Genomic DNA, 26,969 nt, shown 5'->3' on the forward strand with positions numbered 1-26,969 from the left:
GCGCAAGTTTGGGGCCCAACTACAGCCCCAGACGGGCGCGCTTGTCAGCGAACGACTGTGGAATCAGGCTATTGAGATACCTATTTAGCAATCCCCGTTTTGGCTCAAATTTTCAGGCCGCCAGATCAAACACCAGCACTTCCGCATCCTGGGCGCGGCCCAGTGACAACAGCGACTCGTTTTCCAGCAGCGCCGCATCTCCCGCCGACAGCGGCTGGCCATTGACCTCCAGCGCCCCGCGCACCAAAAACACATAGCACTTGCGCTCCGGGTTGAGCACCCGCGTGGCCGATTGCCCGGCGTCGAACAGCCCCGCGTACAGGCGGGCATCGGCATGGATGCGCACCGAGCCCAGCGCGCGATCGGGCGACGCCACCAGCCGCAGCAGACCGCGTTTGTCAGCCTGCGGAAAATGCGCCTGCTCGTAGCTGGGCACGATGCCATGCAGGTTGGGCTGCAGCCAGATTTGCAAAAAGTGCGTGGTCTGGCCCGGCGCATGGTTGAACTCGCTGTGTACCACGCCGCTGCCTGCGCTCATGCGCTGCACGTCGCCGGGCGCAATGGCGGTGACGTTGCCCAGGTTGTCCTGGTGCGCCAGCTCACCCGAGAGCACGTAGCTGATGATTTCCATGTCGCGGTGGCCGTGGCTGCCAAAGCCGGTGCCGGGGGCGATGTAGTCCTCGTTGATCACGCGCAGGTTGCCAAAGCCCATGTGCAGCGGATCGTGGTAGTGCCCAAAAGAAAAGCTGTGGTGGGAGCGCAGCCAGCCGTGGTCGGCATAGCCCCGGTCTTGTGATTTGCGGATGGTCAGCATCAACATCTCCTGGTAAGTACCCCCACTGTAGGCCGCCTGGGGCGTGGCGCGGTGCAGCACAATTGACGGGGGATTTCAAAAATATTCAATCCACATGGGTAGAGCATGCAAAGTCCGCGCAATGTTTTGACGCCCGAGAGCCTCTCCATGCTGCAAGCCATTGCCCAGACGGGCAGCTTTGCCGCCGCTGCGCGCCACCTGGGGCTGGTGCCCAGTGCCCTCACCTACCGGGTGCGCCAGATCGAGGACGCCCTGGATGTGCTGCTGTTTGACCGCAGCGCGCGCCAGGCGCGGCCCACGCAGGCGGGCGCCGAACTGCTGCGCGAGGCCGCACGCCTGCTGCAAGAGATAGACACCGTGGCGCACCGGGTGCAGCGCGTGGCCACGGGCTGGGAGCCGCAGCTCACCGTGTCGGTGGATGGCGCCATCTCACCCGGCACGGTGCTGGATTTGGCCGAGGCTTTTTACGCCCTGGCCCCGCCCACCCAGCTCAAGCTGCGCGAGGAAATCCTCACCGGCACCCTGGAGGCGCTGACCTCGGGCCGCGCCGATCTGGCCATTGGCGTGGCGGTCAACACCTCCAACGTGGCGGGCGTGCAGCTGGGCTTGCTGGGCGAAGTCGCTTTCATTTTTACCGTGGCCCCGCACCACCCCCTGGCCGCGCTGCCCGAGCCGCTGACCGATGCCACCTTGCTGGGCCACCGGCTGGTGGCCGTGGCCGATTCGGCGCACAGTGGCCGCGTCAGCATGGGACTGCTGGGTGGGCAGGACGTGCTCACGGTGGACTCGATGCAGGCCAAAGTGCAAACCCAATTGCGCGGCCTGGGCTACGGTTTCTTGCCTGAGCCCATGGCCCGGCCCTACATCGCTGCCGGGCACCTGGTCACGCGCCGCGTGGCCCGGCCCGCGCGCAACGTGCGCATGTACTGCGCCTGGAACGGCGCCGCCCAGCCCGTGGGCGGGCGCGCCTTGCAGTGGTGGCTGGGCCAATTGCAAAGCCCCACCACCCAGGCCGCGCTGCTCGAAAACCACCCCATGCAGGCGCACCGCATGGCCGCTGGCGTGTAGAGTGGCCCTCCTCTATTCGATATTCCTCCTCCGCCCTCTGAAAGGCCTTTCATGCCCCCCCGCTCCCCCGCTCCAGCACCCCGCCGCCGTCCCTCTTCTGCCGCCAGCGCTGCCAGCGCCCCCGAGACGGGTACCGCACCACGCCACTTTGCCGTCATCGGCGCCGGGCTGGCTGGCATTGCCTGCGCCCGCACGCTGGTGCAGGCTGGCCACCGCGTCACGGTGTTTGAAAAAACCGACCGGGTGGGCGGGCGCACCGCCACGCACGACTCGCCCTTTGGCAGTTTTGATGCAGGTGCTCAGTATTTCACCGTGCGCGACGAGCGCTTTGGCCAGGCCCTGGACACGGTGCCAGGGGTGTTCCGCCCCTGGAGCGCCAATGCCGTGCGTGTGCTCGACGCCACCGGGCGGGTCAGCGCGGCCAGCCAGCCCACCAACGAGCCGCACTGGGTGGCCAGCCCTGGCATGGATGCCCTGGCACAGGCCTGGGCCCAGCCGCTGCTGCAGGCGGGCAACCTGCACCTGAATGCGCATGTGGTGCGCATCCAGCGCGACCGGCTGGACGCAGGCCAATGGCAGGTACACGCCGAAAGCGCCGATGGCGCCCAACAGGTGGTGGCAGGCTTTGATGGCGTGCTGCTGGCCCAGCCCGCCGACCCGGCGCGTGCGCTGCTCGACGCCTCGGCCCTGAAAACACCGCTGGTGGCCGCCATGGCCAATGTGGTCACGGCCCCGTGCTGGACGCTGATGCTGGCCTTTCCGCAGGCCGTGCGCCCGGGCCTGACCACGCTGGGCCCGCAGTGGAACGCCGCGCGCAGCACCCACCACCGCATTGCCTGGCTGGCCCGCGAATCCTCCAAACCCAAACGCAGCAGCGTAGAGCGCTGGACGGTGCAGGCCAGCCCAGCCTGGTCGCACGAACACCTGGAAGACGACAGCGAGCGCGTGCAGGCCAAGCTGCTCAAAGCGTTTGGCGAAGTCACCGGCATCCGGGCCGAGCCCGGCTATGTTGCGCTGCGCCGCTGGCGCTACGCCCAGACCACACAGCCCCTGGGCGAATCGCACCTGTGGGATGGCAAAACCGGCATCGGTGCCTGCGGCGACTGGTGCCTGGGCCACCGCCTGGAAGACGCCTTTGTTTCGGGTCTGGAGCTGGCCCTGGCCGTGACCGCGCAATTTCCCAGCCCGCAAGCCGCTGTGGCATGAGCCTCAGCGTGCCCACCGCTGCGCCCGCCACCGCCGCTGCGGCACCCACGGCGGGCGGCTACGTGGGCCGGTTTGCGCCCTCGCCCACGGGGCCGCTGCACGCGGGCTCGCTGGTGGCGGCGCTGGCCAGCTGGCTGGACGCGCGCGCCCACGGCGGGCAATGGCTGGTGCGCATCGAAGACGTGGACACGCCGCGCTGCCAGAGCGGCGCTGCCGAACACATCCTGCACCAGCTGGCCACCTGCGGCCTGCACCCCGACGGCCCTGTGCTGTGGCAGTCCAGCCGCGCCAGCGCCTACCAGGCCGCCCTGGACGCTCTGCTGGCGCGCGGCCTGGCCTACCCCTGTGCCTGCTCGCGCAAAGACATCGCCCTGGCCCACGCCGCCCAAGGCCACGCCCGCGAGCGCCACACCGAGCTGCCCTATCCCGGCACCTGCCGCAGCGGCCTGCATGGCCGAAACGCGCGGGCCTGGCGCTTCAACGCACACGATGTATGGTCAAAAGTGGCTCAAACGCCCTACCAGTGCGCGCAAGCAGCTTCGTTTTTAATAGCAAACAATACCCTGCACTGGCAAGACCGCCGCCTGGGCGCACAGCAACAAGACGTGCCCGCCAGCGTGGGCGACTTTGTGCTGCGGCGCGCCGATGGCCTGTGGGCCTACCAGTTGGCCGTGGTGGTGGACGACGCTGCCCAAGGCATCACCCACATCGTGCGCGGCGAGGATTTGGCCGACAACACACCGCGCCAGATGCTGTTGCAGCACGCGCTGGGCGTGCCCACGCCGCACTACCTGCACACCCCGCTGGTGCGCGCCGCCGATGGCGAGAAGCTCTCCAAGCAGCACGGCGCGCCCGCCATCGACCTGCGCCAGCCCTTGCAGGCACTGTCAGCCGCTGCCACCGTGCTGGGCTTGTCATCCTTGTCACATCACGGCGAAATTGCGTTGCCAGAAGCCCTCGCACTGTGGGTCAGGGCCTGGATGCCTCTCTACAATCTGCCCCGTGACTGAACCCCAAAACACCCTCCCCACACCCGACGCTGGCGCAGCCAGCGCCCCCGCTCCCAGCGCCATGCCCCACCCTGCCGCCACGGCCACTGACACCGCCGCTGCCGCCGCCCAGCATGGCGCACCCGCTGGCGTGGCCTACCCCAAAACCATCAAGAGCTTTGTCCGCCGCGCTGGCCGCACCACCACCGGCCAGGCCAAGGCGTTTGAAGACCTGGGGCCGCGCTTTATCCTGCCCTACAGCCCCCAGCCGCTGGACGCCAACGCCGCCTTTGGCCGCAGCGCACCGCTGATTCTGGAAATCGGCTTTGGCATGGGCGAGGCCACCGCCCACATCGCCCGCGTGCGCCCCGACGACAACTTCTTGTGCTGCGAAGTGCACGAGCCCGGCGTGGGCGCACTGCTCAAGCGCCTGGGCGAGCAGGGCCAGACCAACATCCGCATCCTGCAACACGACGCCGTCGAGGTCATCGACCACATGCTGGCGCCGGGCAGCCTCGATGGCGTCCACATCTTTTTTCCCGACCCCTGGCACAAGAAAAAGCACAACAAGCGCCGCCTGATCCAGCCGCCCCTGGTGGCCAAGCTGGCCGCGCGCCTCAAGCCCGGCGGCTACTTGCACTGCGCCACCGACTGGCAGCCCTACGCCGAACAGATGCTGGAGGTGCTCAGCGCCGAGCCGCTCTTGGCCAACAGCGCCAGCGGCTACGCCCCGCAACCCGACTACCGCCCGCTGACCAAGTTCGAAAACCGGGGTCTGCGCCTGGGCCACGGCGTGTGGGATCTGGTGTTCCTGCGCCGCGCCTGACCGCCCCCCTTGGCTTCCCGTTACCAGCCGCCATTGCCATTGCCATGAAACCCATCTTGCAAAACCTTGTGGAAATGACAGGCCAGCGCGACCACCTGCGACTGGAAATCTCCGTCCTGTCCACGCTGCAAAAACTCTCGGGCATCACGCAGGTGCGGGCGCTGGAAATGTTCACCATCAACGATGTGCCCCAGGTGCGCCCACGCACCTGGCAAGGCGCCAGCGACTGGATATCCAACGACGAAGAAGCCGCCAAAGACCCGCACCGCGAGCCACTGGCCCATTACCCGGCGCTGCACGCCTGCGTGAGCGAGCGCACGGCCCACGCACAGGCACGCATCGGCAAGGGCCGCTACACGCTGTGGCTGCCCGTCTGGATGCACGACAAGGCCACCACCTGCCTGGAAATCAGCCAGAGCCGCCCCTTCTCGGCGCACCGGCTGGATGTGATTACCGGCATCTTCAACGTCTACCAAAACTACCAAAGCCTGCTGGACTACAGCGAGCGCGATGCCCTCACGGGCCTGTACAACCGCAAGACGTTTGACGAGCAGTTCTCGCGCCATGCCAGTTACCGTCCACCTGCCACGCAGCTGACCGAACTGCCCCAGGCAGACTGCCACGAAGACGTGGCCGACGGGCCGCGCCAGCAGTGGCTGGCCGTGGTGGACATTGACCATTTCAAACAGGTCAACGACCGCTTTGGCCACCTGTATGGCGATGAAGTGCTGATTTTGCTGGCCAACATCCTGCGCAGCTCATTTCGCACCCACGACCGCATTTTTCGCTTTGGCGGCGAGGAGTTTGTGGTGCTGCTGCGCTCGACCAGCCTGGACGTGGCGCACAAAGTGTTCAACCGCTTTCGCCTGGCGGTACAGGAGTACCCGTTTCCGCAGGTGGGACAGGTCACCGTCAGCATTGGCTTTGTCGGCACCGCCCTGGGCTTGCCCGTGGAAATTCTGGGCCAGGCCGACCAGGCGCTGTACTACGCCAAAGAGCATGGCCGCAACCAGGTCTGCTTCTACGACGACCTGATCGCCAGCGGCGATCTGGTCACCCAGGTGGCCCACGACGACGTCGAATTGTTCTGAGCGCCCCCACCGCTACACCAGCTTCGGCTTGCGGTAGAGCAACTGCTCGATGGCGTCCAAGTCCACGCTATCGCGCTGGCTGTCGGGCAAAAAGCGCTGGGCATAGTCCTGCCAAACGCCGCTGCGCAAAAAGAACCGGAACACCTCCTCGTCGATGTGCTGCTCGCGCACCATGCGCGCCATGATAGACAGCGCCTCGGACAGCGTTTTGGGCGGCTTGTAGGGCCGGTCGGAGGCCGTCAGCGCCTCGAAGATATCGGCCAGCGTCATCACCCGATCGGCCAGCGTGAGCTGATCGCCCTGCAATCGGCGCGGGTAGCCAGTGCCATCGAGCTTTTCGTGGTGCGAGCCGGCAATGGCTGGCACGCGCGCCAGGTGCGGCGGAAACGGCAGGCCACTGAGCAAGATGATGGTCTGCACGATGTGGTCGTTGATCTTGAAGCGGTCTTCGTCGGTCAGCGTGCCCCGGCGCACGGCCAGGTTGTGCAGCTCGCCCAGGTGTACCTCCTGGGGTGGCAGCACCATGTCAAAGCCCCAGCGGTTGGCCGGATTGCCCGCCTCTACCGGCGGGCGGCGCGCGCCCCAGGACACGACGTGCTCGGGCCGGTCGGCCAGCAAAAACTCCTGCGCGGGCAAGGGCGGTATGGGCACGCCCAGCAGCCGCTCGTGCTCGGCCCGCGACAGGCCGATGCGGTCGTCAAAATGGCGCTGCCAGCGCTGCACACCAATGGCGTGCAGGCGCTGCACGTCGGCATCGGCCATGGACTCGCCGCCCACGTTGCTTTGCGCCACAAAGGCAAAGTCGGCCTGCAATTGCTCTTTCTTTTGTAGCAGCTCGCGCTCTATCTGCGCGGGTTCAGCACCAGAAACAACCTGCTTCCAATAATCCAGTTCGGCGTCGCGCCACAGCACCTCAAAACGCATGCGCACCTCGTGGATGCGGTTGTAGAGCGTCTCCAGCTTGGTGGCCTTGTCGATGATGTGCTCGGGGCTGGTCACTTTGCCGCAGTCGTGCAGCCAGGCGCCCAAGCGGAACTCGTACAGCTCGGCCTCGGTCATGGAGACGTCGGCAAAAGGCCCTTCGCGCGCATCGCACATGCGCTGCATCACGGCCTCTGCGAGCTGGGGCACGCGCTCGCAGTGGCCGCCGGTGTAGGGGCTTTTGGCGTCGATGGTGTCGGCCAGCACGCGGATGACGGCATCAAACAGCTTGCGCTGGCCTTCGATGAGGTTGCGCGTTTCGATGGCCACCGACAAGGTGCCCGAGAGTTTTTCGACAAAAGCGCGGAAGTGCCCCTCGCCCTGGCGCCGGTCTTGCACGTAGCGCAGCACCAGCAGGCCCAGGGGCTGGCCGCCGCGCGTGCGCAGCTGCACGCGCAGCACCTGCTGGGCCAGTGCTCCATCTGGCGCGCCTGGTGCGGCCAGCACATCGTCCAGCGGGTGCTCGGTGTAGTTGATGAAGTGCGCCATGCCCAGTTGCTCGGGGTACAGCGGCTGGTCTTGCGGGTCGGCGCAGTAACGGGCAGTGCGCTCCAGGTGGGTGCTGTCGCCATCGACCAGATAGACCGCGCCGCCACTGCAAATGCTGGCCTGCACCAGCTCGTACAGCACGCTGGAGAGCATCACATCCAGGCGCGACTCGGCACTGATATGGCGGCTGATGCGCAAAAAATCTTCGATGGTGGCGGACATGCGGTCCATCACCAGCCCCAGCTCGCGCACCTCGCGCACGGGGGAGGCGCGGCGCTGGGGACGGCGAAAATCAAACAGTGCCAGCGACTGCGCCTGGGCCGCCAGGCCACTGAGGCTGCTGCCCACACGCCGCCCGGCTATCCACCCCAATGGCAGCAGCAGGCCGATCAGGCCCAGTGACAGCCACAGCTGGCGGCGCAGATCGCGGTTCAGGTCAGAGAGCAGTTCAGCGGTGGGCATGGCCATCAACAGGTGCAAATCCCGCCAGCGCATGGACTGCAACGGCTGCACCTGGCCCAGCCACTCTTCGCCCTGGGCCTCAAAGCGGCGCGACTCGCCCGGCTTCATGCCCAGCGTGTGGATGGCAATCAGGCTGGGCACCCCCAGCTCGCTCAAGGGGCGCATGCGGGCCTGATCGCCTTCGCGCTGCAACACGCGGGACATGTCGGGGTAGGCCAGCACCCGACCCTCCTTGTCCAACACCGCGATTTCCGTGCGCGGCACCAGGCGCAAACCACCGATTTCCCGGCCCAGATCGGTCAGTGCCACATCCAGTCCCAGCACCGCGCTGCCCTCTTCGCTGGGCTGGCTCAGAGTGACGCCCATTTCATGGGTGGTAAAAAACACGTAGGGCGCCGTGAGAATTTGCGCCTTGGTCTGCACCGCCTCGGCATACCAGGGCCTGGTGCGCGGGTCAAAGCGGTATTGCGGGCGTATCGACGTGCTCACGAGTTCCAGCTGCGCATCGTAAAAGCTCCAGCGCCCTACCAGCGGCGCGCCGCTGCCCTGCTCCCGGGCCACGGACTGCAGCAAAAACGCGGCATGGGGGGGCGCCCCCTCCTGCGCGCGCAAAGCCGCGTTGCGCAGTGGCCGCACCAGCAGAAACTGCCCATCGGGGTAGCCCACGTACACCGCTGACAGCAGCTGGTTCTGGTGGAGCAAACGCACCAGCACCGGCAGGCGGCGCAGGCGCTGCGCCAGGGTGGGGGCCGTGGTAACGGGGTCAAATGCCAGCAGCCGCAAAGTGGCATCTGCCGGGTTGACGATGCGGTGCATGCGCTCGCTGACCAAGAGGCTCACACGATGCGCACTGTCGCTGGAGGCGGCCATGATGGCCTGGCGGGCACTGGTGCTGATCTGGTAGGTCATCAGCGCCGTCAGCAGCAGCATGGCCAGCACCACGACCGATGCGGTCAGCACCTCAAACCGAACTGTGGCGCGGCGCCACCAGGGCAGTGACAGCGCCAGCCCCGCATCCAGGGCGGGGCGCTGGGGTGGTTGGCGGGGCTCGGGGGTGCTGTCTCGCGGGGAATCCATGTTCCCCATAGTGAGGGGTAAACGCCTTTGCGTCACCCCCTTTTTCTACCAATCAGCGGGCACAGCCGCCCGCCATCACACCTTCTGCGTCACCCAGCCCACCACCGAGGCCAGTGCGGCTGGCAGCTGCGCGGCATCGGTGCCACCGGCCATGGCCATGTCGGGCTTGCCACCGCCCTTGCCGCCCACCTGTTGGGCGACAAAGTTGACCAGCTCACCGGCCTTGATGCGGCCCACGCTGTCGGCTGTGACGCCTGCGGCAATCTGCACCTTGTCGCCATCGACGGCGGCCAGCACGATGGCGGCGGTTTTGAGCTTGTCCTTGAGCTTGTCCATGGTCTCGCGCAGGGTCTTGGCGTCGGCGCCGGGCAGCACCACGGCCAGCACCTTCAGGCCCTTGACGTCCACGGCCTGCGTCAGCAGCTCATCGCCCTGCGCGGAGGCCAGCTTGCCCTTGAGCGCGGCGACTTCTTTTTCCAGGGTGCGGGCATTGTCCAGCGCCTGGGTGATGCGGGCGTTCAGCTCGGCCACGGGCGCTTTGAGGGTGCCAGCGGCCTGCTGCACGGTGTCTTCCAGGTTTTGCAGATAGGCCAGCGCGTTGGTGCCCGTCACGGCCTCGATGCGGCGCACACCAGCGGCCACGCCGCCCTCGCCCACCACCTTGAACAGACCGATGTCGCCCGTGCGCTGCACGTGCGTGCCGCCGCACAGCTCGCGGCTGGTGCCGATGTCGAGCACACGCACGGTTTCGCCGTACTTCTCGCCAAACAGCATCATGGCGCCGGTTTTTTGTGCGCTTTCAATGTCCATCACGCGCGCCTGGGTGGCGGCGTTGGCCAGGATTTCTTCGTTCACGCGGCGCTCGATCTCGCGGATTTCGGCGGCACTCACGGGGGCACCATGGGCAAAGTCAAAGCGCGTGCGTTCGGCGTTGACCAGGCTGCCTTTTTGCTGCACATGCGCGCCCAGCACCTCGCGCAGGGCCTTGTGCATGATGTGCGTGGCCGAGTGGTTGCGCACCGTGGCCGCGCGCACCGCCGTGTTGACGGCAGCCGCCACATGGTCGCCCACGTTCAGCGTGCCTTCATCGAGTTGGCCGTGGTGGCCGAACACGTCGGCCTTGATCTTGAGCGTATCGCCCACGGCAAAGCGGGCCGAGCCGCTGGTGATCACGCCCTCGTCGCCCACCTGGCCGCCGCTTTCGGCGTAGAACGGCGTGCTGTCGAGCACCACCACCCCGGTTTGACCCTGCTTCAGGGCTGCAACGCTCACCCCGTCTGCGTAAAGCGCTACGATTTTTGCAGTCGCTTGCAGCTGCTCGTAGCCCACAAACTGGTTGCCCGCGCCGGTGTATTCCAGCGCCTTGTCCATCTTGAACTTGCCGGCGGCGCGCGCCTGGGCCTTTTGTTTTTCCATGGCGGCAGCAAAGCCGGCAGCATCCACTTCCACGCCATGCTCTCGGCACACGTCGTTGGTCAGGTCCAGCGGGAAGCCATAGGTATCGTGCAGCTTGAAGGCCACATCACCGGGCAGAACCAATCCAGACCAATCGCGAACCACAGCGTGGACGCATGGGCACTCAGATAAGCCCGGAACATCGCTCTTAAGTTCTTGCACCTCGGCATCACTCAAAGACCGGTTAGCCAGGATGACCGTTTCCGCAACGGCCGCATCACTCTTAAATGAAAGCAGCTTGATAGCTCTGCCTTCAGATGCAAACCAATTCAGGCCGGGAGTTTTCAAGACACGTTTTGCTTGAGCAATGTCAAGCACTGAGTCGAGCATATCCATGCCGTAGGCCAGCGTTTCAAAGAAGCGCTCTTCCTCGGTCTTGAGGATGTCGGTGATGCGTTGCTCTTGCGCGCGCAGTTGCGGGTAGGCATCGCCCATCAGCCGCGCTAGGTCGGCCACCAGCTTGTGGAAGAACGGGGTCTTCTGGCCCAGCTTGTAGCCATGGCGGATGGCCCGGCGCACGATGCGGCGCTGCACGTAGCCCCGGCCTTCGTTGCTGGGGATGACGCCATCGCTCACCAAAAACGCCGTGGCGCGGATGTGGTCGGCAATCACGCGCAGGCTCTTGTTGTTCAGGTCGGTCACGCCGGTTTCGCGGGCGGCGGCCTGGATGAGCTGGTCGAAGATGTCGATTTCGTAGTTGCTGTGTACGTGTTGCAGGATGGCGGCCAGGCGCTCCAGGCCCATGCCGGTGTCCACACAAGGCGCGGGCAGCGGCGTGACGGCGCCGGTTTCGTCCATGTTGAACTGCATGAACACGTTGTTCCAGATTTCGATGAAGCGGTCGCCGTCTTCATCGGGGCTGCCGGGGGGGCCACCGGGGATGTGGTCGCCGTGGTCGTAAAAAATCTCGGAGCACGGGCCGCAGGGGCCGGTGTCGGCCATCATCCAGAAGTTGTCGGATTTGTAGCGCCCGCCCTTGTTGTCGCCAATGCGGATCACGCGCTCGGGCGGCAGGCCGATTTCTTTCGTCCAGATGTCGTAGGCCTCGTCGTCTTCCTGGTACACGGTGGCCAGCAGGCGGTCGGCGGGCAGCTTGTACACCTCGGTCAGCAGCTCCCAGGCCCATTTCAGCGACTCGCGCTTGAAGTAGTCGCCAAAGCTCCAGTTGCCCAGCATTTCAAAGAAGGTGTGGTGGCGCGCGGTGTAGCCCACGTTTTCCAGGTCGTTGTGCTTGCCCCCTGCGCGCAGGCAGGCCTGCACCGACACGGCGCGCTGGTAGGGGCGCTTGTCGGTGCCCAGGAACACGTCCTTGAACTGCACCATGCCCGAGTTGGTGAACATCAGCGTGGGGTCGTTGCCCGGCACCAGCGGGCTGGACGCCACCACGGTGTGGCCCTTGGCGGCAAAAAAGTCCAGAAAGGTCTTGCGGATGTCGGCAACGGTAAAGCTGGGGGTCATGGTTTTTTCTTCACAAGGGGGGTGTGCAATGGCGTGCCCGTGCGGCAAAAACGGCGCGATGCGGGCGAATCGGCAATTTTAGGGGGCTTTCACGCACTGGTTTGCTGCTGCAAAAAAGTGAAAACGCTGTCGTCCTGGCAATGCGCCACGTTGAAGCGCAGCCACGGACTGGGCTCCAGATTGACGGCAAACAGGTGCCCGGGGCCCAGCAAAATATCCTGCTCTGCGGCCTTGTAGGCCAGCTCGCTGGCGTTCTGGATGGCCGGGTGGCGCGCCCACAGAAACATGCCCGCCTTGGGCTCGCAAAACAGCACAAACCCCAGGCCCAGCAGGCGTGCGGCCACCTGCTGCTGTGCCAGGGCCAGGCGCTCGCGCAGGTTTTTGGTGTGCTTGCGCCAGCGCCCATCGAGCAAGGCGCCATAGGCCAGGCGCTCGGTGAACTCGGACGAGGTCAGGCCCGCAATCATCTTCAGGCGGGCCACGTCTTCGACCAGATCAGCGCTGGCGGCCAGGTAGCCCACCCGGATGTTGGGCGAGATGGTTTTGGAAAAGCTGCTGATATAGACCACGCGGCGCAACTGGTCGAGGCTGGCCAGCGAGGCGCGCGGCTCGGGGTCAATGTCGGCGTAGATGTCGTTTTCCACCACCGTGAAGTCGTACTTCTCGGCCAGTTGCAGCACCCGGTGCAGGTGGCTGGCCTGCGCCGTAGAGGCCGTGGGGCTTTGCAGGCGCGGCTGGGTGAAAAACACCTTGGGCCGGTGCTGCGCAATGCGCTCTTCCAGCACCTCCAGGTCGTAGCCCGTGGGCGTGCGCGGCGCGCCAATCAGGCGAGCGCCCAGAAACCGCAGCGACGAGAGCAAATTGGCATAGCCGGGTTCGTCCACCAGCACGGCGTCACCGGCGCGCACCAGGCGGCGCGCCACCAAGTCCATGGCCTGGGTGGAGCCGTGCGTGAGCAGCACCTGCTCTGCCGTCACCACCACTTCGTGTTCGGCCAGCAGATCGCGCACCAGCTGGCGCAGGGGCAGGTAGCCTTTGGGCTCGCCGTAGCCGCTCAGGTCAGCGTCTTCGGCGGCCAGCGCACGCAGGGCGCGGCGCACGCCGTCGGCAAACAGCCAGTCGCCGGGCAGCCAGCCGCAGCCGGGCTTGAGGCGCAGCGCGCGGTTCTCAAAGATGCGGCGCATGTACCACATCGAGTCAAAGCTGTACTGCCCCGATGCCTCGGCGGGCGCCAGTGCCTCATCAGCGCGGCGGCGCACAAAAAAGCCCGAGTGCGGGCGCGACACAAAATAGCCCTGCGCCACCAGCCGGTCGTAGGCGTCCACCACGGTGTACACGCTGACCCCGTGGGCATGGGCAAACTGCCGGATGGAAGGCACCTTGGCGCCTGCGCGCAAAGAGCCGTCTTCCACCATCAGGCGAAAGCCGTCCACCACCTGCAATACCAGGGGCGTCGTTGATTGGGGATTGAGTGAAAACATAGGATGCAGACATGGCGCCCCGCGCGGCCCAAGGGTTTGTATGTACAGGGCGCCTGCACAACACAGTGCTTAGCTGACCGGGGGGTATCTGTATATGTTAGCCCGCCCGTATGCCTTCTAGAGTCAGGGCCAGTCTCACCCACTTGCCCATGCCCTGAAGGAGCCCCATGCAACGCGAACCCCACCTGAACAACGCCGCCCTGTTTGCCCGCCGCGAAGCCGCCATTCCGCGCGGCGTGGGCCACAGCCACCAAATCTTCATCGACCGGGGCGAGAACGCCGAAATCTGGGATGTGGAAGGTCAGCGCTACATCGACTTTGCTGGCGGCATTGCCGTGCTCAACACCGGCCACCGCCACCCCGCCGTGGTCGAGGCCGTGAAGGCACAGCTCGACCGCTTCACGCACACCTGCTTTCAGGTGCTGGCCTACGAGTCGTATGTGGAACTGGCCGAGCGCCTCAACGCCATGGCGCCCGGCGACTTTGCCAAGAAAACGCTGTTCCTGACCACCGGCGCCGAGGCCGTGGAAAACGCGGTGAAGATTGCCCGCAGCGCCACGGGCCGCTCGGGCGTGATCGCCTTTGGCGGCGGCTACCATGGCCGCACGCTGCTGACCATGGGCCTGACGGGCAAGGTCGTGCCCTACAAGGCCGGGTTTGGCCCCTTCCCCAGCGAAGTGTTCCACGCCCTGTTCCCCAACGCCCTGCGCGGCGTGAGTGTGGATGACGCCATGGACTCCATCGAGGCCATCTTCAAGAACGAGATCGAGCCCAGCCGCGTGGCCGCCATCATCATCGAGCCGGTGCAGGGCGAAGGCGGCTTCAACATCGCCCCGCCTGAGCTGCTGCAACGCCTGCGCGCCCTGTGCGACCAGCACGGCATTTTGCTGATTGCCGACGAAGTGCAAACCGGCGCGGGCCGCACCGGCACCTGGTTTGCCGTGGAGCAAAGCGGTGTGGCGCCCGACCTGATCACCATGGCCAAATCGCTGGCCGGGGGCTTTCCGCTGGCCGCCGTGACGGGCCGCGCCGACGTGATGGACGCCCCCACCGCAGGCGGCCTGGGCGGCACCTACGCGGGCAGCCCGCTGGCCTGCGCCGCCGCGCTGGCCGTGATCGACGTGTTTGAAAAAGAAAACCTGCTCCAGCGCAGCCGCGACGTGGGCCAGCGCCTGACCAACGGCCTGCGGGCCATCGCCGCCAAGCACCACAGCATTGGCGACGTGCGCGGCATGGGCGCCATGGTGGCGTGCGAGCTGTTCAAGAACGGCAACCCGCAAGAGCCCGACGCCGCCCTGACCAAGCGCATCGCCACCGAAGCGGCCGCGCGCAAGCTCATCTTGCTGACCTGCGGCACCTACGGCAACGTGATCCGCATCCTGGTGCCGCTGACGGCCAGCGACGCGCTGCTGGACGAGGGCCTGGCCATCATCGCCGAGTGCTTCGACGCCGCCTTGGCCAGCTGAGCGCACGCAGTGGTCGGAGGAATGGGCGCACTCAAAAATAGAGTCAAAAGTGGTTCTAACGCCCGTTGGATATGCGCCAGCAGCTATCATAAAAATAGCAAAAATCCACTTCCCCCCGGCGCTGCGCACCACCAAGGGTTTCTGTGTAGAGGCCCGGCGTGCGGCACAGTGCGCGCCGCACAGCCCCCTTGTGTACCTGTTTGCCACCCCCTGAAGCCCCTACAGTTGATCGCATGGCTTCGATTACCGGACACCCTGTCATGACCGCAAACGACGCCCTCGTCACGTTCCGAGGGGTACAAAAAACCTATGACGGCACCAGCCTGGTGGTGCGCGACCTGAACCTGGACATCCAGCGCGGCGAGTTTTTGTCGCTGCTGGGGCCATCGGGCTCGGGCAAGACCACCACGCTGATGATGCTGGCGGGGTTTGAGTCGCCCACCGCGGGCGAGATCAGCCTCGGCGGCGTGCCCATCACCCGCACACCGCCGCACAAGCGCAACTTTGGCATGGTGTTCCAGAACTACGCGCTGTTTCCGCACATGACGGTGGCCGACAACATCGCCTACCCCCTCACGGTGCGCAAACTGGGCCAGAGCGAGCGCGAGGCCAAGGTCAAGCGCGCGCTGGACATGGTGCAAATGGGCGCCATGGGTGCGCGCTTTCCGGCGCAGCTCTCGGGCGGGCAGCAGCAGCGCGTGGCGCTGGCACGCGCCCTGGTGTTCGACCCGCAGCTGGTGCTGATGGACGAGCCCCTGGGCGCCCTGGACAAGCAACTGCGCGAGCACATGCAGATCGAACTCAAGGCCCTGCACCGGCGCCTGGGCGTGACTTTTGTGTACGTCACCCACGACCAGGCCGAGGCGCTGACCATGAGTGACCGCGTGGCCGTGTTCAGCGACGGGCGCATCCAGCAGATCGACCGCGTGGACTGCCTCTACGAAACTCCCGTCAACCGCTTTGTGGCCAGCTTTGTCGGCGACAACGCCGTGCTGGACGCCACCGTCCACACCACCACAGGCGAGCACTGCGAGGTGCGCATGCCCAACGGTGCCCTGCTGCGGGGCGTGAACGTCAACCGCGCCAACGTGGGCGACCGCGTGCAGTGCAGCGTGCGCCCCGAGCGCATCGAGCTGGCCGAAGCAGGCAGCGCCAACACCCTGCCCGGCCAGGTGATGGACGTGATTTATTTTGGCGACCACCTGCGCCTGCGCTGCCAGATGGGCGCCGAGGCCGAGGTCATGGTCAAACTGGCACTGAACCACCCCGCCGTGCCCACGCCCGGGCACACCGTCCACCTGCATGCGCCGCCCCAGCACATGCGCGTGTACCTCTGAATCTTCCCCCCCCAAAAAAACCATGAAGGAGACAAGCACCATGCAAAAGAACACCAAGCCCCCCATCCGCCACCTGCTCCAGCCCCTGCTGCTGGCCGCCGCCAGCGCACTGGCCTTGCCCGCACTGGCCCAGCACAACCTCACCGTGGTGAACTTTGGCGGCGCCAACGGCGCTGCGCAAAAGAAAGCCTATTTCGAGGCCTACGAAAAGGCCACCGGCGGCAAGATCACCCAGGTGGAATACAACGGCGAGCAGGCCCGCATCAAGGCCATGGTGGAAGCCAAGAAAGTGACCTGGGACGTGATCGAAGTCGAAGGCCCGGACATCAGCCGGGGCTGCGACGAGGGCCTGTTCGAGCGCATGGACTGGGCCAAGCTGGGCAACAAAGCCGACTTCGTTCCCGCCGCTGTGCATGAATGCGGCGTGGGCACCTTCGTGTGGTCCACCGTGCTGGCCTACAACGGCGACAAGCTCAAAAATGCGCCCACCGGCTGGGCCGACTTCTGGGACGTGAAGAAATACCCCGGCAAGCGCGGCCTGCGCAAAGGCGCGCGCTACAACCTTGAATTTGCGCTGATCGCCGATGGCGTCAAAACCGCCGACGTGTACAAGGTGCTGGCCACCAAAGACGGCGCCGACCGCGCCTTCAAGAAACTGACCGAACTCAAGCCCCACATCCAGTGGTGGGAAGCGGGCGCCCTGCCACCGCAGTTCCTGGTGGCGGGCGATGTGGCCATGACCAGCGCCTTCAGCGGCCGCATCGACGCCGCCCAGCGCGAGGGCCAAAACCTGCAAATCGCCTGGGCAGGCGGCATCTATGACCTGGACTACTGGGTCATGCCCAAGGGCGTGGTCAACAAAGAGGCAGCCATGAAGTTCATCGCCCTGGCCAGCAGCCCCGACGCCCAGGCCGAGTACGCACGCACCATCTCCTACGGCCCCACCAACACCAAGGCCATGGCCAAGATCGATGCCAAGACGCAGGCCCTGCTGCCCACGTCGCCCGCCAACAGCAAGGATGCACTGCGCTTTGACGTGGCCTTCTGGGCCGACCAGGGCGAAGCGCTGGAGAAACGCTTCACCGCCTGGGCCGCGCAATAAGCGCTGGCGCCGCTGCACTGGCACCGTTTTCGGGATATTTCCGCGCACCCTCTGATGAAAGCACCCGCATGAGCACAGCCGCAATGGCCGCCGCGCCCAGCGCGCACGCAGGCCCTGAACTGGCGCAGCAACTGCGCCGTGCCGAGCGACGCAAGCGCCTGCGCGCCCTGGCACTGACCCTTCCCCTGCTGGCATTTTTGCTGGTGGTGTTTTTGCTGCCCCTGGGCAGCCTGCTGGTGCGCGCGGTAGAAAACCCCGAAGTCGCTGACACCCTGGCGCACACCGGCCAGGCCCTGTCGGGCTGGGACCGCCAGGGCGCCCCGCCCGATACCGCCTACCAGGGCCTGGTGCAAGACCTCTCGGCCCTGCAAGAGACGGCCCAGGTGGGCGCGCTGGCACGGCGCCTGAACAGCGAAATCAGCGGCGCGCGCTCCCTGGTCATGGGCACCTACCGGGCCTTGCCCGTGCCCGCGGGCCTGGACGCCGCCCAGACGCGCGACTGGCTGCTGGCGCACGACGCGCGCTGGGGAGAGCTGCCCTACTGGCAGGCCATTGCCAAAAACGCCTCGCGCTGGACGCCCGACTACCTGCTGGCCGCCGTGGACTTGCAACGCACCCCGCAAGGCGCCATCGAGCAGGTGGGCGCCGAGGCCGCCGCCTTCCGCGACATCCTGGGGCGCACCTTCCAGATGAGCGCCACCGTCACGCTGCTGGCCATTCTGATCGGCTACCCGCTGGCCTACTGGCTCAGCACGCTCTCTGAGCGGCGCGCCAACCTGATGATGATTCTGGTGCTGGTGCCGTTCTGGACATCGGTGCTGGTGCGCATCGCTGCGTGGATCGTGCTGTTGCAAAACAACGGTCTGGTCAACCGGCTGCTGATGTTCCTGAACCTCACCGATGCGCCCGTGCCGCTGCTGTTCAACCGGCTGGGCGTGGTCATTGCCATGGTGCACATCCTGCTGCCGTTTCTCATCCTGCCGCTGTACAGCGTGATGAAGTCGATTCCGCCCAACTACCTGCGCGCGGCTGTCTCGCTGGGCAGCCCACCGCTGGCCGCGTTCTTTCGCGTCTATGTGCCGCAAACCTACCCTGGCGTGGCCGCAGGCGGCCTGCTGGTGTTCATCACCGCCATTGGCTACTACGTCACGCCCGCACTGCTGGGCGGCCCCAGCGACCAGATGCTGAGCTACTACGTGGCGCAGTACACCAACGTCGAGGTCAACTGGGGCATGGCCGCCGCACTGGGCTCGGTGCTGCTGGTGACCACGCTGGCGCTGTATGGCGTGTACCGCAAGTTCGGCAAGGCCGAGCTGAGCCTGGGCTAACCGGAGAACCCCCGCCATGAAAACCCCCTACTTCCCCGCGCACTACCGCCTGGGCGACAAACTGGGCTGGCTGCTGCTGCGCGCCTTCAGCATCGGTGTGCTGCTGTTCTTGCTGCTGCCCATCTTTGTCATCGTGCCGCTGTCGTTCTCCAGCGGCTCGTTTCTGGCCTACCCGCTGCCGGGCTGGTCATTGCAGTGGTACCGCGAGCTGCTGGCTTCGCCCGAATGGGCCCGCGCCGCGCGCAACAGCTTCATCGTCGCGCCCCTGGCCACCGTGCTGGCCACCACGCTGGGCACGCTGGCGGCCATGGGGCTGGCGCGCACCCGCTTCATGGGCCGGGGCCTGGTCAGCGCCTTGCTGATTGCGCCCATGGTGGTGCCCATCGTGGTCGTGGCCGTCAGCACCTACCTGTTTTTTGCGCGCATCGGCCTGTCGGAAACCTACTTGGGTCTGGTGCTGGTACACGCTGCGCTGGGTGCGCCGTTTGTGGTGACCACCGTGCTGGCCACGCTGCAAGGCTTCAACCACAACCTGGTCAAGGCCAGCCTGAGCCTGGGCGCCAGCCCGCTGCACACCTTCTTCAAGGTGACGCTGCCGGTGATTGCGCCGGGCGTGATTTCCGGGGCGCTGTTTGCGTTTGCCGCCTCGTTCGACGAGGTGGTGGTCACGCTGTTCCTGGCCGGGCCCGACCAGGTCACGCTGCCGCGCCAGATGTTCACCGGCATCCGCGAGAACATCTCGCCCGTCATCGCCGCCGTGGCCACGCTGCTGACGCTGTTCACCACGGCGCTGATGATGACGCTGGAATGGCTGCGCGGGCGGCGCAAGTGAGCGCCTGCGCTGTTTTTCACACCAAATCAGCCTCCAGCCCTTTCACAGCAAGCGCTACCAGCTACGCTTTCAATAGCAAAAATTACCCTGAACCACCCTGCGCGCCTGTCACCAGAGCGAGCGCACCCGGGGCGGGTTTGGGGTAAGTTCCTGTTTTCTTCCACTGTGTTTTCTTCACACCCGTCGGAGCCTTCATGCCTACCAGCCACACCGCCAGCCCCCTCGCCCAGCTTGCCGACCCCAGCCTGCTCAAAACCGATGCCCTCATCAACGGCCAGTGGGTGCCGGGCAGCAGCCGCTTTGCTGTCCACGACCCGGCCACGGGCGCGCACCTGGCCGACGTGGCCAACCTGGGCCCGCAAGAAGCCGAGCAAGCCATTGCCGCCGCCAACGCCGCCTGGCCCGCCTGGCGCGCCAAAACCGCCAAAGAGCGCAGCACCCTCCTGCGCAAGTGGTACGACCTGCTCATGCAGCACCAGGACGACCTGGCCCGCATCATGACCGCCGAGCAGGGCAAGCCCCTGGCCGAGGCCAAAGGCGAAGTGGCCTACGGCGCCAGCTTTGTCGAGTGGTTTGCCGAAGAGGCCAAGCGCGTCAACGGCGAGACACTGCCCCAGTTCGACAACAACCGGCGCCTGCTGGTGCTCAAACAGCCCATTGGCGTGTGCGCAGCCATCACGCCCTGGAACTTCCCGCTGGCCATGATCACGCGCAAAGTGGCACCCGCGCTGGCCGCAGGCTGCCCGGTGGTCATCAAACCGGCGGAACTCACACCGCTCACCGCCCTGGCCGCCATGGAGCTGGCCCAGCGCGCGGGCATTCCGGCGGGCGTGCTGAACATGCTCTGCGCCGATGCCACCAACTCCATTGCCATCGGCAAGGTGCTGTGCGAAAGCAGCGTGGTGCGCCACATCAGCTTCACCGGCAGCACCGAGGTGGGCCGCATTCTGATGGCGCAGTCCGCCCCCACCGTGAAGAAAATGTCGCTGGAGCTGGGCGGCAACGCGCCCTTCATCGTGTTTGACGATGCCGACATCGACAGCGCCGTCGAAGGCGCCTTTGCCAGCAAGTACCGCAACGCTGGCCAGACCTGCGTGTGTACCAACCGCTTTTACGTGCAGGAAGGCGTGTACGACGAATTCGTGGCCAAGTTTGCCGCCCGGGTAGCAACCGCCAAGGTCGGCAACGGCTTTGAGGACGGCGTGAACCAAGGCCCGCTGATCGAAGAAGCCGCGCTGCAAAAGGTGCAGCGCCACGTTGATGACGCCATCGCCAAAGGCGGCCAGGTGCTGGTGGGCGGCAAACGCCTGAACGATCTGGGCAGCGGCCAGTTCTTTGAGCCCACCGTGATCGCCCACGCCAGCGCCGACATGCTCTGCGCCCGCGAAGAAACCTTCGGCCCGTTCGCGCCGGTGTTCAAGTTCGCCACCGAAAAAGAGGCGGTGGACGCGGCCAACGCCACCGAGTTCGGTCTGGCCAGCTACTTCTACAGCCGCGACGTGGGCCGCATCTTCCGCGTGGGCGAGGCGCTGGAGTACGGCATGGTGGGCATCAACGTGGGCATTCTGGCCACCGAGCATGTGCCCTTTGGCGGCGTCAAGCAATCGGGCCTGGGCCGCGAGGGCTCGCACCACGGCATGGACGACTACGTGGAGATCAAATACCTCTGTCTGGGCGACATCCAGAAGTGATGCCGTGCAACAGGCCCGCTGCAATTGCTCTTTTTTTGATAGCTGCAAGCGCTTATTGCACGGGCGTTTGAGGCATAAAACACCTGTATTTTGATGGCCTGAGCGGGCTGGCGTAGCCAATGGCCTGCGGCAGCTGCCTATAATCAGCGCCTTCGCGGGTGTCGTTCAATGGTAGGACTCTTGCTTCCCAAGCAAATAACGTGGGTTCGATTCCCATCACCCGCTCCAGTCCAGTATTCCAGGCCGTACCAGGCCACCGCAAGCCCCCTCCTTCATCGGTAGCGGGGCTTTTTTCTTTGGCTTTGTTGTGTGTCATCCCCTGTGAGCGTCAACATGGTTGCATCCCTTCTTGTCGGCATGCTGTGCGCACACCTGCTGTGCTTTGCAGTGATGTTTTTGCTCATCAGCAAGCGTTTGCACGGCAACACCATGGGCATGGATTTTTTCGCCCTGGGCAACCTGCTGCTGGGCTTGGCCTATGTGCTGCAACTGCTGGAAGGCGGCCCCGCCTGGAGTGTGATGAGCGTGGTCAACCACACCCTCACACTGGCAGCACCCATCGCCTATGGGCTCGGTGCCATGCGTTTTTTTGGGTACCAGGCGCCCTTGTGGCGTCCGTTGGTCGCTTTTGCCATCGCCTACGCCGCTGCGCAGTGCCTGGTGCAGTGGGGTTGGGGGCCGGTGGCCCGCTACGCCATGCTCGCAGGAATGTCGGCACTGCTGTTTTTTGGCATGGTGATCGCTGTGGTCTATGGCGTGCGCACATTTGCCAAAGATTTGTACGGAGAGATGGTTTTTTTGCGCTGCTGATCGGCGGCATTGGCGTGCTCAACGCGATCAAGTTCGTGAAGATTGTGGATGGTGGCCTGCCAGCGCTGCACATGGACAGCCAGTTTCAGATGGTGTTCTACATCTACATGTCATCCCTGGCCACCGTGCTGCCGCCCGCCATCGTCTGGCTGGTGCTGCGCCGCCTGACCGATGACCTGCGCAGCATGGCAGCGCGCGATCCGCTGACGCAGTTGCTCAATCGCCGGGGGCTGTCAGAGGCGCTGCAGCAGCATTTCCACTCCCGCCATGCCACACCGGCGTACTTGCTGCTGGTGGACATCGATCATTTCAAGCGCATCAACGATACCTATGGCCACCACGCTGGAGATGCCGTGCTGTGCCAGGTCGCAAAGGTGTTGCGCGCTACGGTGCGCCGGGGCGACTTGGCAGGCCGCATTGGCGGAGAAGAGTTTGTCGCCATCTGCCTGGACACCGACGGTGTGGGCGCCGCGCACCTGGCGGAGCGCTTGCGATCGGTCATCGAAAGTCAAGCCATCCACGTTGCTGGTAGCGACCATCTGCTGCACTGCACGGCCACGATCGGGGTGTCACACCACTTCGCCAGCCCGCATGCCTGGGAGGGCGCCATGCGCGAAGCCGACGCGGCCCTGTACCGTGGCAAAGCCGCTGGACGCAACCGGGTCGAGTGGGCAGAGGGCTTTCACGGCCACGCTGGCGCCCCCGGATGACACGGTGCGCCGTGGCACGTTCTCGAATGCAACCGCGCTACCGCAAAAAAGATTCGCAAATTGTCTTTATTGTCAGCACGTGTTTCACCCGCTTGCGGCGAAGTGCAAGGCACCTCCACAATGAATCCGTTGTCTTTTAACGGAGGCTTTCATGACGCTGCAGTTGCTTCGGGATCTTTCTCGCTCCACCCTGCCCCTGACCGTGAATGACAGGGACGCCATCGACCAATTACGGCTGCTGCGCGCTGCCGGGTTGGTGGCTGTGTTTCTCTCTTCACCCCACTCGCCCACGCCCTTTGCCCGGGTGCTGGTGGTCACGCCAGAGGGTCGGCGGGCACTGTCTTCGTCAGACCAGATGGCTATTGTGTAGCTGGAAAAAAGCAGTTTGGGTGCGTGGTTGCCCCCCTGTGCAGGGGCTTCATTTTTCAGGTCAAATCAGGCTCCAGCGCTTTTGCTACAAGCGCCAGCAGCTCTCTTTTCAATAGCACAAAAACTGCCAATCACACCCTCAAGGCAGCGCCAGCAGGCTGCGCTGGCTTTGCCATTGCAGCGCCTTGCCGCTCAGGGGGTCGGTAAAGGCCAGTGTTTGGGCCAGCAGTTGCAGTGGCCTTGAGAAGTCGCCTTCCGGCGCATCGTTGACCTCGGGGTAGAGCGCATCGTGGCGCAGCGGCAGGCCCAGCGCCGCCATATGCACACGCAGTTGGTGGCGCTTGCCGGTGACGGGACTGAGACGGTAGCGCGCCCAGCCACCGGCCACCTCCAGCACCTCCATGCGGGTGCAGGTGTTGGGCTCGCCGGGCACCTCGTGCATGCGGAAAAACTGCGGGCTCTCGTCCAGGCGGCTGCAGTGCTCGCGCGGGAAGGCCAGTTCCTGGCGCCAGGGCGCCACAGCCTCGTAGTGCTTGGTGATGGTGCGGTCACGGAACAGCGCCTGGTAGCGCCCGCGCGTAGCGCGCTGCACTGAAAAAAGCACCAGCCCGGCGGTATCGCGGTCAATGCGGTGCAGGGGCGATAGCTCTGGCAGCCCCAGGCGTTTTTTGAGGCGCACCAGCAGCGTCTGCTGTAAATACCGCCCCGAGGGGGTGACGGGCAAAAAATGCGGCTTGTCGGCCACCAGCAGGTGCTCGTCCTGGTAGAGCACCACTTCATCGAACGGAATCACCGGCTCGGCGGGCAGGTGGCGGTAGTAATACAGGCGCAGGCCGCGCTCAAAAGGCCGCTGGGCAGTGACGCGCACGCCATGCTCATCGACCACATCGCCCGCCTCGATGCGGCGCAGCCATTCGGCACGGTCCACGGCAGGCAAATGCTGCGCCAAAAAATCCAGCATGCTGCCCTGCCCCGCAACGGGCAGCGCCACGCAGCTGGGGCCTACGCCATCGCGCAGGGGCAGGGGCAGAACGTGGGGGTCTCGGGGGTGGTGCATGGCGGTGGCGCGCCACTATACATTCGGCAATGCTGGTACAAAATGCACTGGCACCCCAACCCCCACAGGCTTACGCTGGCCCAACGCCGGTTTCTTTGATGGCAACGCTGTAAAAAACCATGGACATTCATTACCTCACCCCCCTTTTTTCGCCCGAATCCATTGTTGTCTTCGCAGGCCAGGCGGATGAGCCGTCCACACAAACCTTGCTGGGCGGCGTATTGCACGAGTTTTTGCGCGCCCAGACTTACAGCGGCACATTGCAGTTTTTGGACACACAGGCCAGCGGCACGCTGGCAGACCTGGCGCAGGTCAAGGCCGATCTGGCCATCATTGCCCTGCCGCCCAAAGAAGTGGCCGCCACACTGGAGCTGGCAGCCCGCATGCACTGCCGCGCCGCCCTGGTGCTGTCCAGCGGCACCAGTGCCGACGATGCCGCCGAGCTGAAAAAAATCGCCCAGCGCGAGGGCATCCACCTGCTGGGCCCCAACTGCCTGGGCCTGCAACGCCCGCAACTGCAACTCAACGCCAGTGCGGCGGGCCCGCTGGCGCAGTCGGGGCCGCTGGCGCTGGTGTCGCAGTCGGGCGCGCTGACCTCGTCGATTCTGGATTGGGCCCGGGGCAATGGCGTGGGCTTTTCTTCGGTGGTGTCGCTGGGGCCCAATACGGCGGTGGACATTGCCCAGGTGCTGGATTTTCTGGCCCACGACCGGCACACCCAGAGCATCGTGGTGTACCTGGAGGGCATCAGCAACGCGCGCAGCTTCATGAGCGCGCTGCGCTCGGCGGCCAACACCAAGCCGGTGGTGGTGCTCAAGGCCGGGCGCAAGCCAGCGGGCAACGAAGCGGCGCAAACCCACAGCGGCACCATCGTCGGCAGCGACGATGTGTTTGACGCAGCCCTGCGCCGGGCGGGCGCGGTGCGGGTGCGCTCGTTTGTGGAGCTGTTCTCGGCGGTCAAATGCCTGGCATCGCGCTACCGGCCCGTGGGGCGGCGCCTGGCCATCATTGCCAATGGCGGTGGCCCCGGCGTGCTGGCGGCCGACTGGGTCAATGAAATTGCACTGGAACTGGGCAAGCTCTCAGCGGCCTCCGTCAGCGCGCTGCAACCGCTGTTGCCACCGCACGCCTCGCTGACCGACCTGATCGACCTGTCCGAATCCGCAGGCCCCGAGCACTACAAAGCCGCCATTGAGGCCGCCGACAAAGACCGCCAGATCGACGGTGTGCTGGCCATTTTCTCGCCGCGCCCCGGCACCGATGCCCAGGGCATTGCGCAGGCGCTGGCCGATGCCAAGCCGCGCATGGGCAAGCCGCTGCTGACCTGCTGGATGGGCGATGCCTCGGTCATGGCGGCGCGGGGGGTGCTCAAAATGGCAACGATTCCCAGCTTTCGCACACCCGAGGCCGCGGTGGGCGCTTTTGGCAACATCGCCTCGTTCTACCAAAACCAGCAACTGCTGCAACAAACGCCGCCACCGTTGTCCACGCTGGCCAAGCCCGATATCGAAGGCGCACGCCTGGTCATTGAAAGCGCACTGGCCGAACGGCGCAAAGTGCTGACCGAGATGGAGTCCAAAACGCTGCTGGCAGCGTTTCACATCCCTGTGACCAAGACCATCCTGGCGCGCAGTGCCCACGAGGCCATGATGATCGCCACCCAGTTGGGCTTTCCGGTAGCGCTCAAGATCGACTCGCCCGACATCTCGCACAAGTCCGACGTGGGCGGCGTGGCCCTGAACGTGATGAGCGGTGCAGCCGCGCGCGACACCTACACCGACATGGTGCAGCGCGTGACCCGGCTGCAGCCCAACGCCCGCATCAACGGGGTGACGGTGCAAATCATGGCCCCGGCGCGGCGCGGGCGCGAAATCTGCATCGGCCTGGTGGCCGACGACCCGTTCGGCCCGGTCATCTCTTTTGGCGCGGGCGGCACCATGATCGAGCTGATCGACGACAAGGCCATGGAGCTGCCACCGCTGAACCAGTTTCTGGCCCGCCGCCTGATCGAGCGCTCGCGCGTGTCCGAAACGCTGGGCGCCTGGCGCGGCGCCAGTGCAGCCAATATCGAAGCCCTGGAGCAGGTACTGCTGCGAGTTTCGGAAATGGCCTGCGAGCTGCCCCAACTGCGCGAAATGGACATCAACCCCATCATCGTGGACGAACACGGTGCCGTGGCCGTGGATGCACGCATCGCCATCGACCAGGCCCCGCAAACCACCATCGGCAGCGCCAACCATTACGGGCATTTGTCCATCCTGCCCTACCCCGCACGCCATGAGCAGGTGTGGCCGCTGCGCGGGGGCGGTGAATACACGGTGCGCCCCATCCATCCGGGCGATGCGCAGATGCTGCAAACGCTGGTGCAGCAGCTGTCGCCGCAAAGCCGCTACTACCGCTTTGTTTCTTCCATGGCAGAGCTGCCGCCCAGCATGCTGGCGCGCTTCACGCTGATCGACTACGACCGTGAAATGGCACTGGTGGCCATCCACAAGCAACGCACGGCAGGCGCCGACGGCCATATCGTGGAGACCGAGCGCATGGTGGGCGTCTCGCGCTACGTGACCAACCCCGACCGCTCCAGCTGTGAATTTGCCCTTGTCGTGGCCGACGATTTCAATGGCAAGGGCCTGGGATCGCGGCTGATGCTCAGCATCATGGACGTGGCCCGCGAGAAAGGCTTGAGCGAAATCGACGGCCTGGTGCTGGCCAACAACCCGGGCATGCTCAAACTCATGCGCAGCCTGGGCTTTTCCATCAAAGCCTACGCGGAAGACCCGGACTTCAAGTTCGTGACGCACAAGCTCTGACGCTGCACGCCCCCAGGCACAACGGGCCACCGCACGGCCTGGGGCACGCCCCAACCACCA

General features: G+C 65.4%; 18 protein-coding genes, 1 tRNA gene and 1 pseudogene. 15 read left to right on the forward strand and 5 right to left on the reverse strand.

Annotation, left to right across the window (positions count from 1 at the left end; translation table 11 throughout):
* Nucleotides 1–112: 112 nt before the first annotated feature.
* Entirely contained in the window at nucleotides 113–814 is a 702-nt protein-coding gene (locus EV674_RS11350; RefSeq protein WP_119013484.1) for a pirin family protein, read from the reverse strand.
* Between the two features lie 105 nt (nucleotides 815–919).
* On the opposite strand from EV674_RS11350, the gene EV674_RS11355 reads away from it, so the two are divergent.
* The 5 genes from EV674_RS11355 to EV674_RS11375 all read left to right on the forward strand — a co-directional run bounded on the left by EV674_RS11355 (nucleotide 920) and on the right by EV674_RS11375 (nucleotide 5,994).
* Nucleotides 920–1,882, forward strand: a complete 963-nt coding sequence (locus tag EV674_RS11355) for a LysR family transcriptional regulator (RefSeq protein WP_119013475.1) — start codon at nucleotides 920–922, stop codon at nucleotides 1,880–1,882.
* A gap of 51 nt (nucleotides 1,883–1,933) precedes the next feature.
* Nucleotides 1,934–3,088 (forward strand): NAD(P)/FAD-dependent oxidoreductase, encoded by a 1,155-nt coding sequence (locus tag EV674_RS11360; protein ID WP_119013474.1) that lies wholly within the window; start codon nucleotides 1,934–1,936, stop codon nucleotides 3,086–3,088.
* Complete coding sequence (gene gluQRS, locus EV674_RS11365; RefSeq protein ID WP_119013473.1) at nucleotides 3,085–4,098, forward strand: tRNA glutamyl-Q(34) synthetase GluQRS; 1,014 nt, start codon at nucleotides 3,085–3,087, stop codon at nucleotides 4,096–4,098. The genes EV674_RS11360 and gluQRS overlap by 4 nt, the downstream gene beginning before the upstream one ends.
* Before the next feature lie 61 nt (nucleotides 4,099–4,159).
* Entirely contained in the window at nucleotides 4,160–4,903 is a 744-nt protein-coding gene (gene trmB, locus EV674_RS11370) for a tRNA (guanosine(46)-N7)-methyltransferase TrmB (RefSeq protein WP_119013483.1), read from the forward strand.
* Nucleotides 4,904–4,947: 44 nt separating this feature from the next.
* Complete coding sequence (locus tag EV674_RS11375) at nucleotides 4,948–5,994, forward strand: GGDEF domain-containing protein (RefSeq protein WP_119013472.1); 1,047 nt, start codon at nucleotides 4,948–4,950, stop codon at nucleotides 5,992–5,994.
* Nucleotides 5,995–6,006: 12 nt separating this feature from the next.
* Here the strand turns inward: EV674_RS11375 and EV674_RS11380 are convergent, their stop codons facing one another.
* The 3 genes from EV674_RS11380 to EV674_RS11390 all read right to left on the reverse strand — a co-directional run bounded on the left by EV674_RS11380 (nucleotide 6,007) and on the right by EV674_RS11390 (nucleotide 13,397).
* On the reverse strand, nucleotides 6,007–9,003 hold the full coding sequence (locus EV674_RS11380; RefSeq protein ID WP_119013471.1) for an HD domain-containing phosphohydrolase: 2,997 nt from the start codon (nucleotides 9,001–9,003) through the stop codon (nucleotides 6,007–6,009).
* 75 nt (nucleotides 9,004–9,078) lie between these two features.
* Nucleotides 9,079–11,916 carry an alanine--tRNA ligase gene (gene alaS, locus EV674_RS11385; RefSeq protein WP_119013470.1) on the reverse strand — a complete coding sequence of 946 codons (2,838 nt, stop codon included), beginning with the start codon at nucleotides 11,914–11,916 and terminating at the stop codon, nucleotides 9,079–9,081.
* Nucleotides 11,917–12,005: 89 nt separating this feature from the next.
* Entirely contained in the window at nucleotides 12,006–13,397 is a 1,392-nt protein-coding gene (locus tag EV674_RS11390) for an aminotransferase-like domain-containing protein (RefSeq protein WP_119013469.1), read from the reverse strand.
* A gap of 167 nt (nucleotides 13,398–13,564) precedes the next feature.
* Between EV674_RS11390 and gabT the strand changes: the two genes are divergently transcribed.
* From gabT to EV674_RS11435, 9 genes and pseudogenes are all read left to right on the forward strand, one after another.
* A complete protein-coding gene (gene gabT, locus EV674_RS11395) occupies nucleotides 13,565–14,863 on the forward strand; it encodes a 4-aminobutyrate--2-oxoglutarate transaminase (protein WP_119013468.1) in 1,299 nt (432 codons plus the stop codon).
* 260 nt (nucleotides 14,864–15,123) lie between these two features.
* The gene (locus EV674_RS11400; RefSeq protein ID WP_119013467.1) at nucleotides 15,124–16,200 is read left to right on the forward strand and encodes an ABC transporter ATP-binding protein; all 1,077 of its coding nucleotides are present in this window, start codon (nucleotides 15,124–15,126) and stop codon (nucleotides 16,198–16,200) included.
* A 40-nt stretch (nucleotides 16,201–16,240) separates the two neighbouring features.
* Nucleotides 16,241–17,302 (forward strand): ABC transporter substrate-binding protein, encoded by a 1,062-nt coding sequence (locus EV674_RS11405; protein ID WP_119013466.1) that lies wholly within the window; start codon nucleotides 16,241–16,243, stop codon nucleotides 17,300–17,302.
* A 68-nt stretch (nucleotides 17,303–17,370) separates the two neighbouring features.
* Nucleotides 17,371–18,630 (forward strand): ABC transporter permease, encoded by a 1,260-nt coding sequence (locus tag EV674_RS11410; protein WP_119013465.1) that lies wholly within the window; start codon nucleotides 17,371–17,373, stop codon nucleotides 18,628–18,630.
* A 16-nt stretch (nucleotides 18,631–18,646) separates the two neighbouring features.
* Nucleotides 18,647–19,462, forward strand: a complete 816-nt coding sequence (locus EV674_RS11415) for an ABC transporter permease (RefSeq protein ID WP_119013464.1) — start codon at nucleotides 18,647–18,649, stop codon at nucleotides 19,460–19,462.
* A gap of 194 nt (nucleotides 19,463–19,656) precedes the next feature.
* Nucleotides 19,657–21,153 carry an NAD-dependent succinate-semialdehyde dehydrogenase gene (locus EV674_RS11420; RefSeq protein WP_119013463.1) on the forward strand — a complete coding sequence of 499 codons (1,497 nt, stop codon included), beginning with the start codon at nucleotides 19,657–19,659 and terminating at the stop codon, nucleotides 21,151–21,153.
* Between the two features lie 154 nt (nucleotides 21,154–21,307).
* Nucleotides 21,308–21,381 (forward strand) — tRNA-Gly (locus EV674_RS11425).
* 105 nt (nucleotides 21,382–21,486) lie between these two features.
* Nucleotides 21,487–22,673: pseudogene (locus tag EV674_RS11430) on the forward strand (GGDEF domain-containing protein).
* A 151-nt stretch (nucleotides 22,674–22,824) separates the two neighbouring features.
* Nucleotides 22,825–23,043, forward strand: a complete 219-nt coding sequence (locus tag EV674_RS11435) for a hypothetical protein (RefSeq protein WP_119013462.1) — start codon at nucleotides 22,825–22,827, stop codon at nucleotides 23,041–23,043.
* A gap of 138 nt (nucleotides 23,044–23,181) precedes the next feature.
* Here EV674_RS11435 and EV674_RS11440 read toward each other — a convergent pair whose 3' ends face one another.
* Entirely contained in the window at nucleotides 23,182–24,099 is a 918-nt protein-coding gene (locus EV674_RS11440; protein WP_119013461.1) for a pseudouridine synthase, read from the reverse strand.
* 119 nt (nucleotides 24,100–24,218) lie between these two features.
* Between EV674_RS11440 and EV674_RS11445 the strand changes: the two genes are divergently transcribed.
* Nucleotides 24,219–26,909: a bifunctional acetate--CoA ligase family protein/GNAT family N-acetyltransferase gene (locus EV674_RS11445; RefSeq protein WP_119013460.1), complete on the forward strand. Its 2,691-nt coding sequence runs from the start codon at nucleotides 24,219–24,221 to the stop codon at nucleotides 26,907–26,909.
* The last annotated feature ends 60 nt before the right edge of the window (nucleotides 26,910–26,969 follow it).

It is taken from the genome of Simplicispira metamorpha (assembly GCF_004341365.1).
In the GTDB taxonomy this organism is placed as follows: Bacteria; Pseudomonadota; Gammaproteobacteria; order Burkholderiales; family Burkholderiaceae_C; genus Simplicispira; species Simplicispira metamorpha.

Coding starts and splice junctions, on each gene's coding strand:
- EV674_RS11390 (WP_119013469.1), bottom strand. CDS start 13,397: ATGTTTTCACTCAATCCCCAATCAACGACGCCCCTGGTATTGCAGGTG.
- EV674_RS11405 (WP_119013466.1), top strand. CDS start 16,241: ATGCAAAAGAACACCAAGCCCCCCATCCGCCACCTGCTCCAGCCCCTG.
- trmB (WP_119013483.1), top strand. CDS start 4,160: ATGCCCCACCCTGCCGCCACGGCCACTGACACCGCCGCTGCCGCCGCC.
- EV674_RS11410 (WP_119013465.1), top strand. CDS start 17,371: ATGAGCACAGCCGCAATGGCCGCCGCGCCCAGCGCGCACGCAGGCCCT.
- EV674_RS11435 (WP_119013462.1), top strand. CDS start 22,825: ATGACGCTGCAGTTGCTTCGGGATCTTTCTCGCTCCACCCTGCCCCTG.
- EV674_RS11400 (WP_119013467.1), top strand. CDS start 15,124: ATGACCGCAAACGACGCCCTCGTCACGTTCCGAGGGGTACAAAAAACC.
- EV674_RS11380 (WP_119013471.1), bottom strand. CDS start 9,003: ATGGATTCCCCGCGAGACAGCACCCCCGAGCCCCGCCAACCACCCCAG.
- EV674_RS11360 (WP_119013474.1), top strand. CDS start 1,934: ATGCCCCCCCGCTCCCCCGCTCCAGCACCCCGCCGCCGTCCCTCTTCT.
- gabT (WP_119013468.1), top strand. CDS start 13,565: ATGCAACGCGAACCCCACCTGAACAACGCCGCCCTGTTTGCCCGCCGC.
- EV674_RS11420 (WP_119013463.1), top strand. CDS start 19,657: ATGCCTACCAGCCACACCGCCAGCCCCCTCGCCCAGCTTGCCGACCCC.
- alaS (WP_119013470.1), bottom strand. CDS start 11,916: ATGACCCCCAGCTTTACCGTTGCCGACATCCGCAAGACCTTTCTGGAC.
- EV674_RS11350 (WP_119013484.1), bottom strand. CDS start 814: ATGCTGACCATCCGCAAATCACAAGACCGGGGCTATGCCGACCACGGC.
- gluQRS (WP_119013473.1), top strand. CDS start 3,085: ATGAGCCTCAGCGTGCCCACCGCTGCGCCCGCCACCGCCGCTGCGGCA.
- EV674_RS11445 (WP_119013460.1), top strand. CDS start 24,219: ATGGACATTCATTACCTCACCCCCCTTTTTTCGCCCGAATCCATTGTT.
- EV674_RS11415 (WP_119013464.1), top strand. CDS start 18,647: ATGAAAACCCCCTACTTCCCCGCGCACTACCGCCTGGGCGACAAACTG.
- EV674_RS11440 (WP_119013461.1), bottom strand. CDS start 24,099: ATGCACCACCCCCGAGACCCCCACGTTCTGCCCCTGCCCCTGCGCGAT.
- EV674_RS11355 (WP_119013475.1), top strand. CDS start 920: ATGCAAAGTCCGCGCAATGTTTTGACGCCCGAGAGCCTCTCCATGCTG.
- EV674_RS11375 (WP_119013472.1), top strand. CDS start 4,948: ATGAAACCCATCTTGCAAAACCTTGTGGAAATGACAGGCCAGCGCGAC.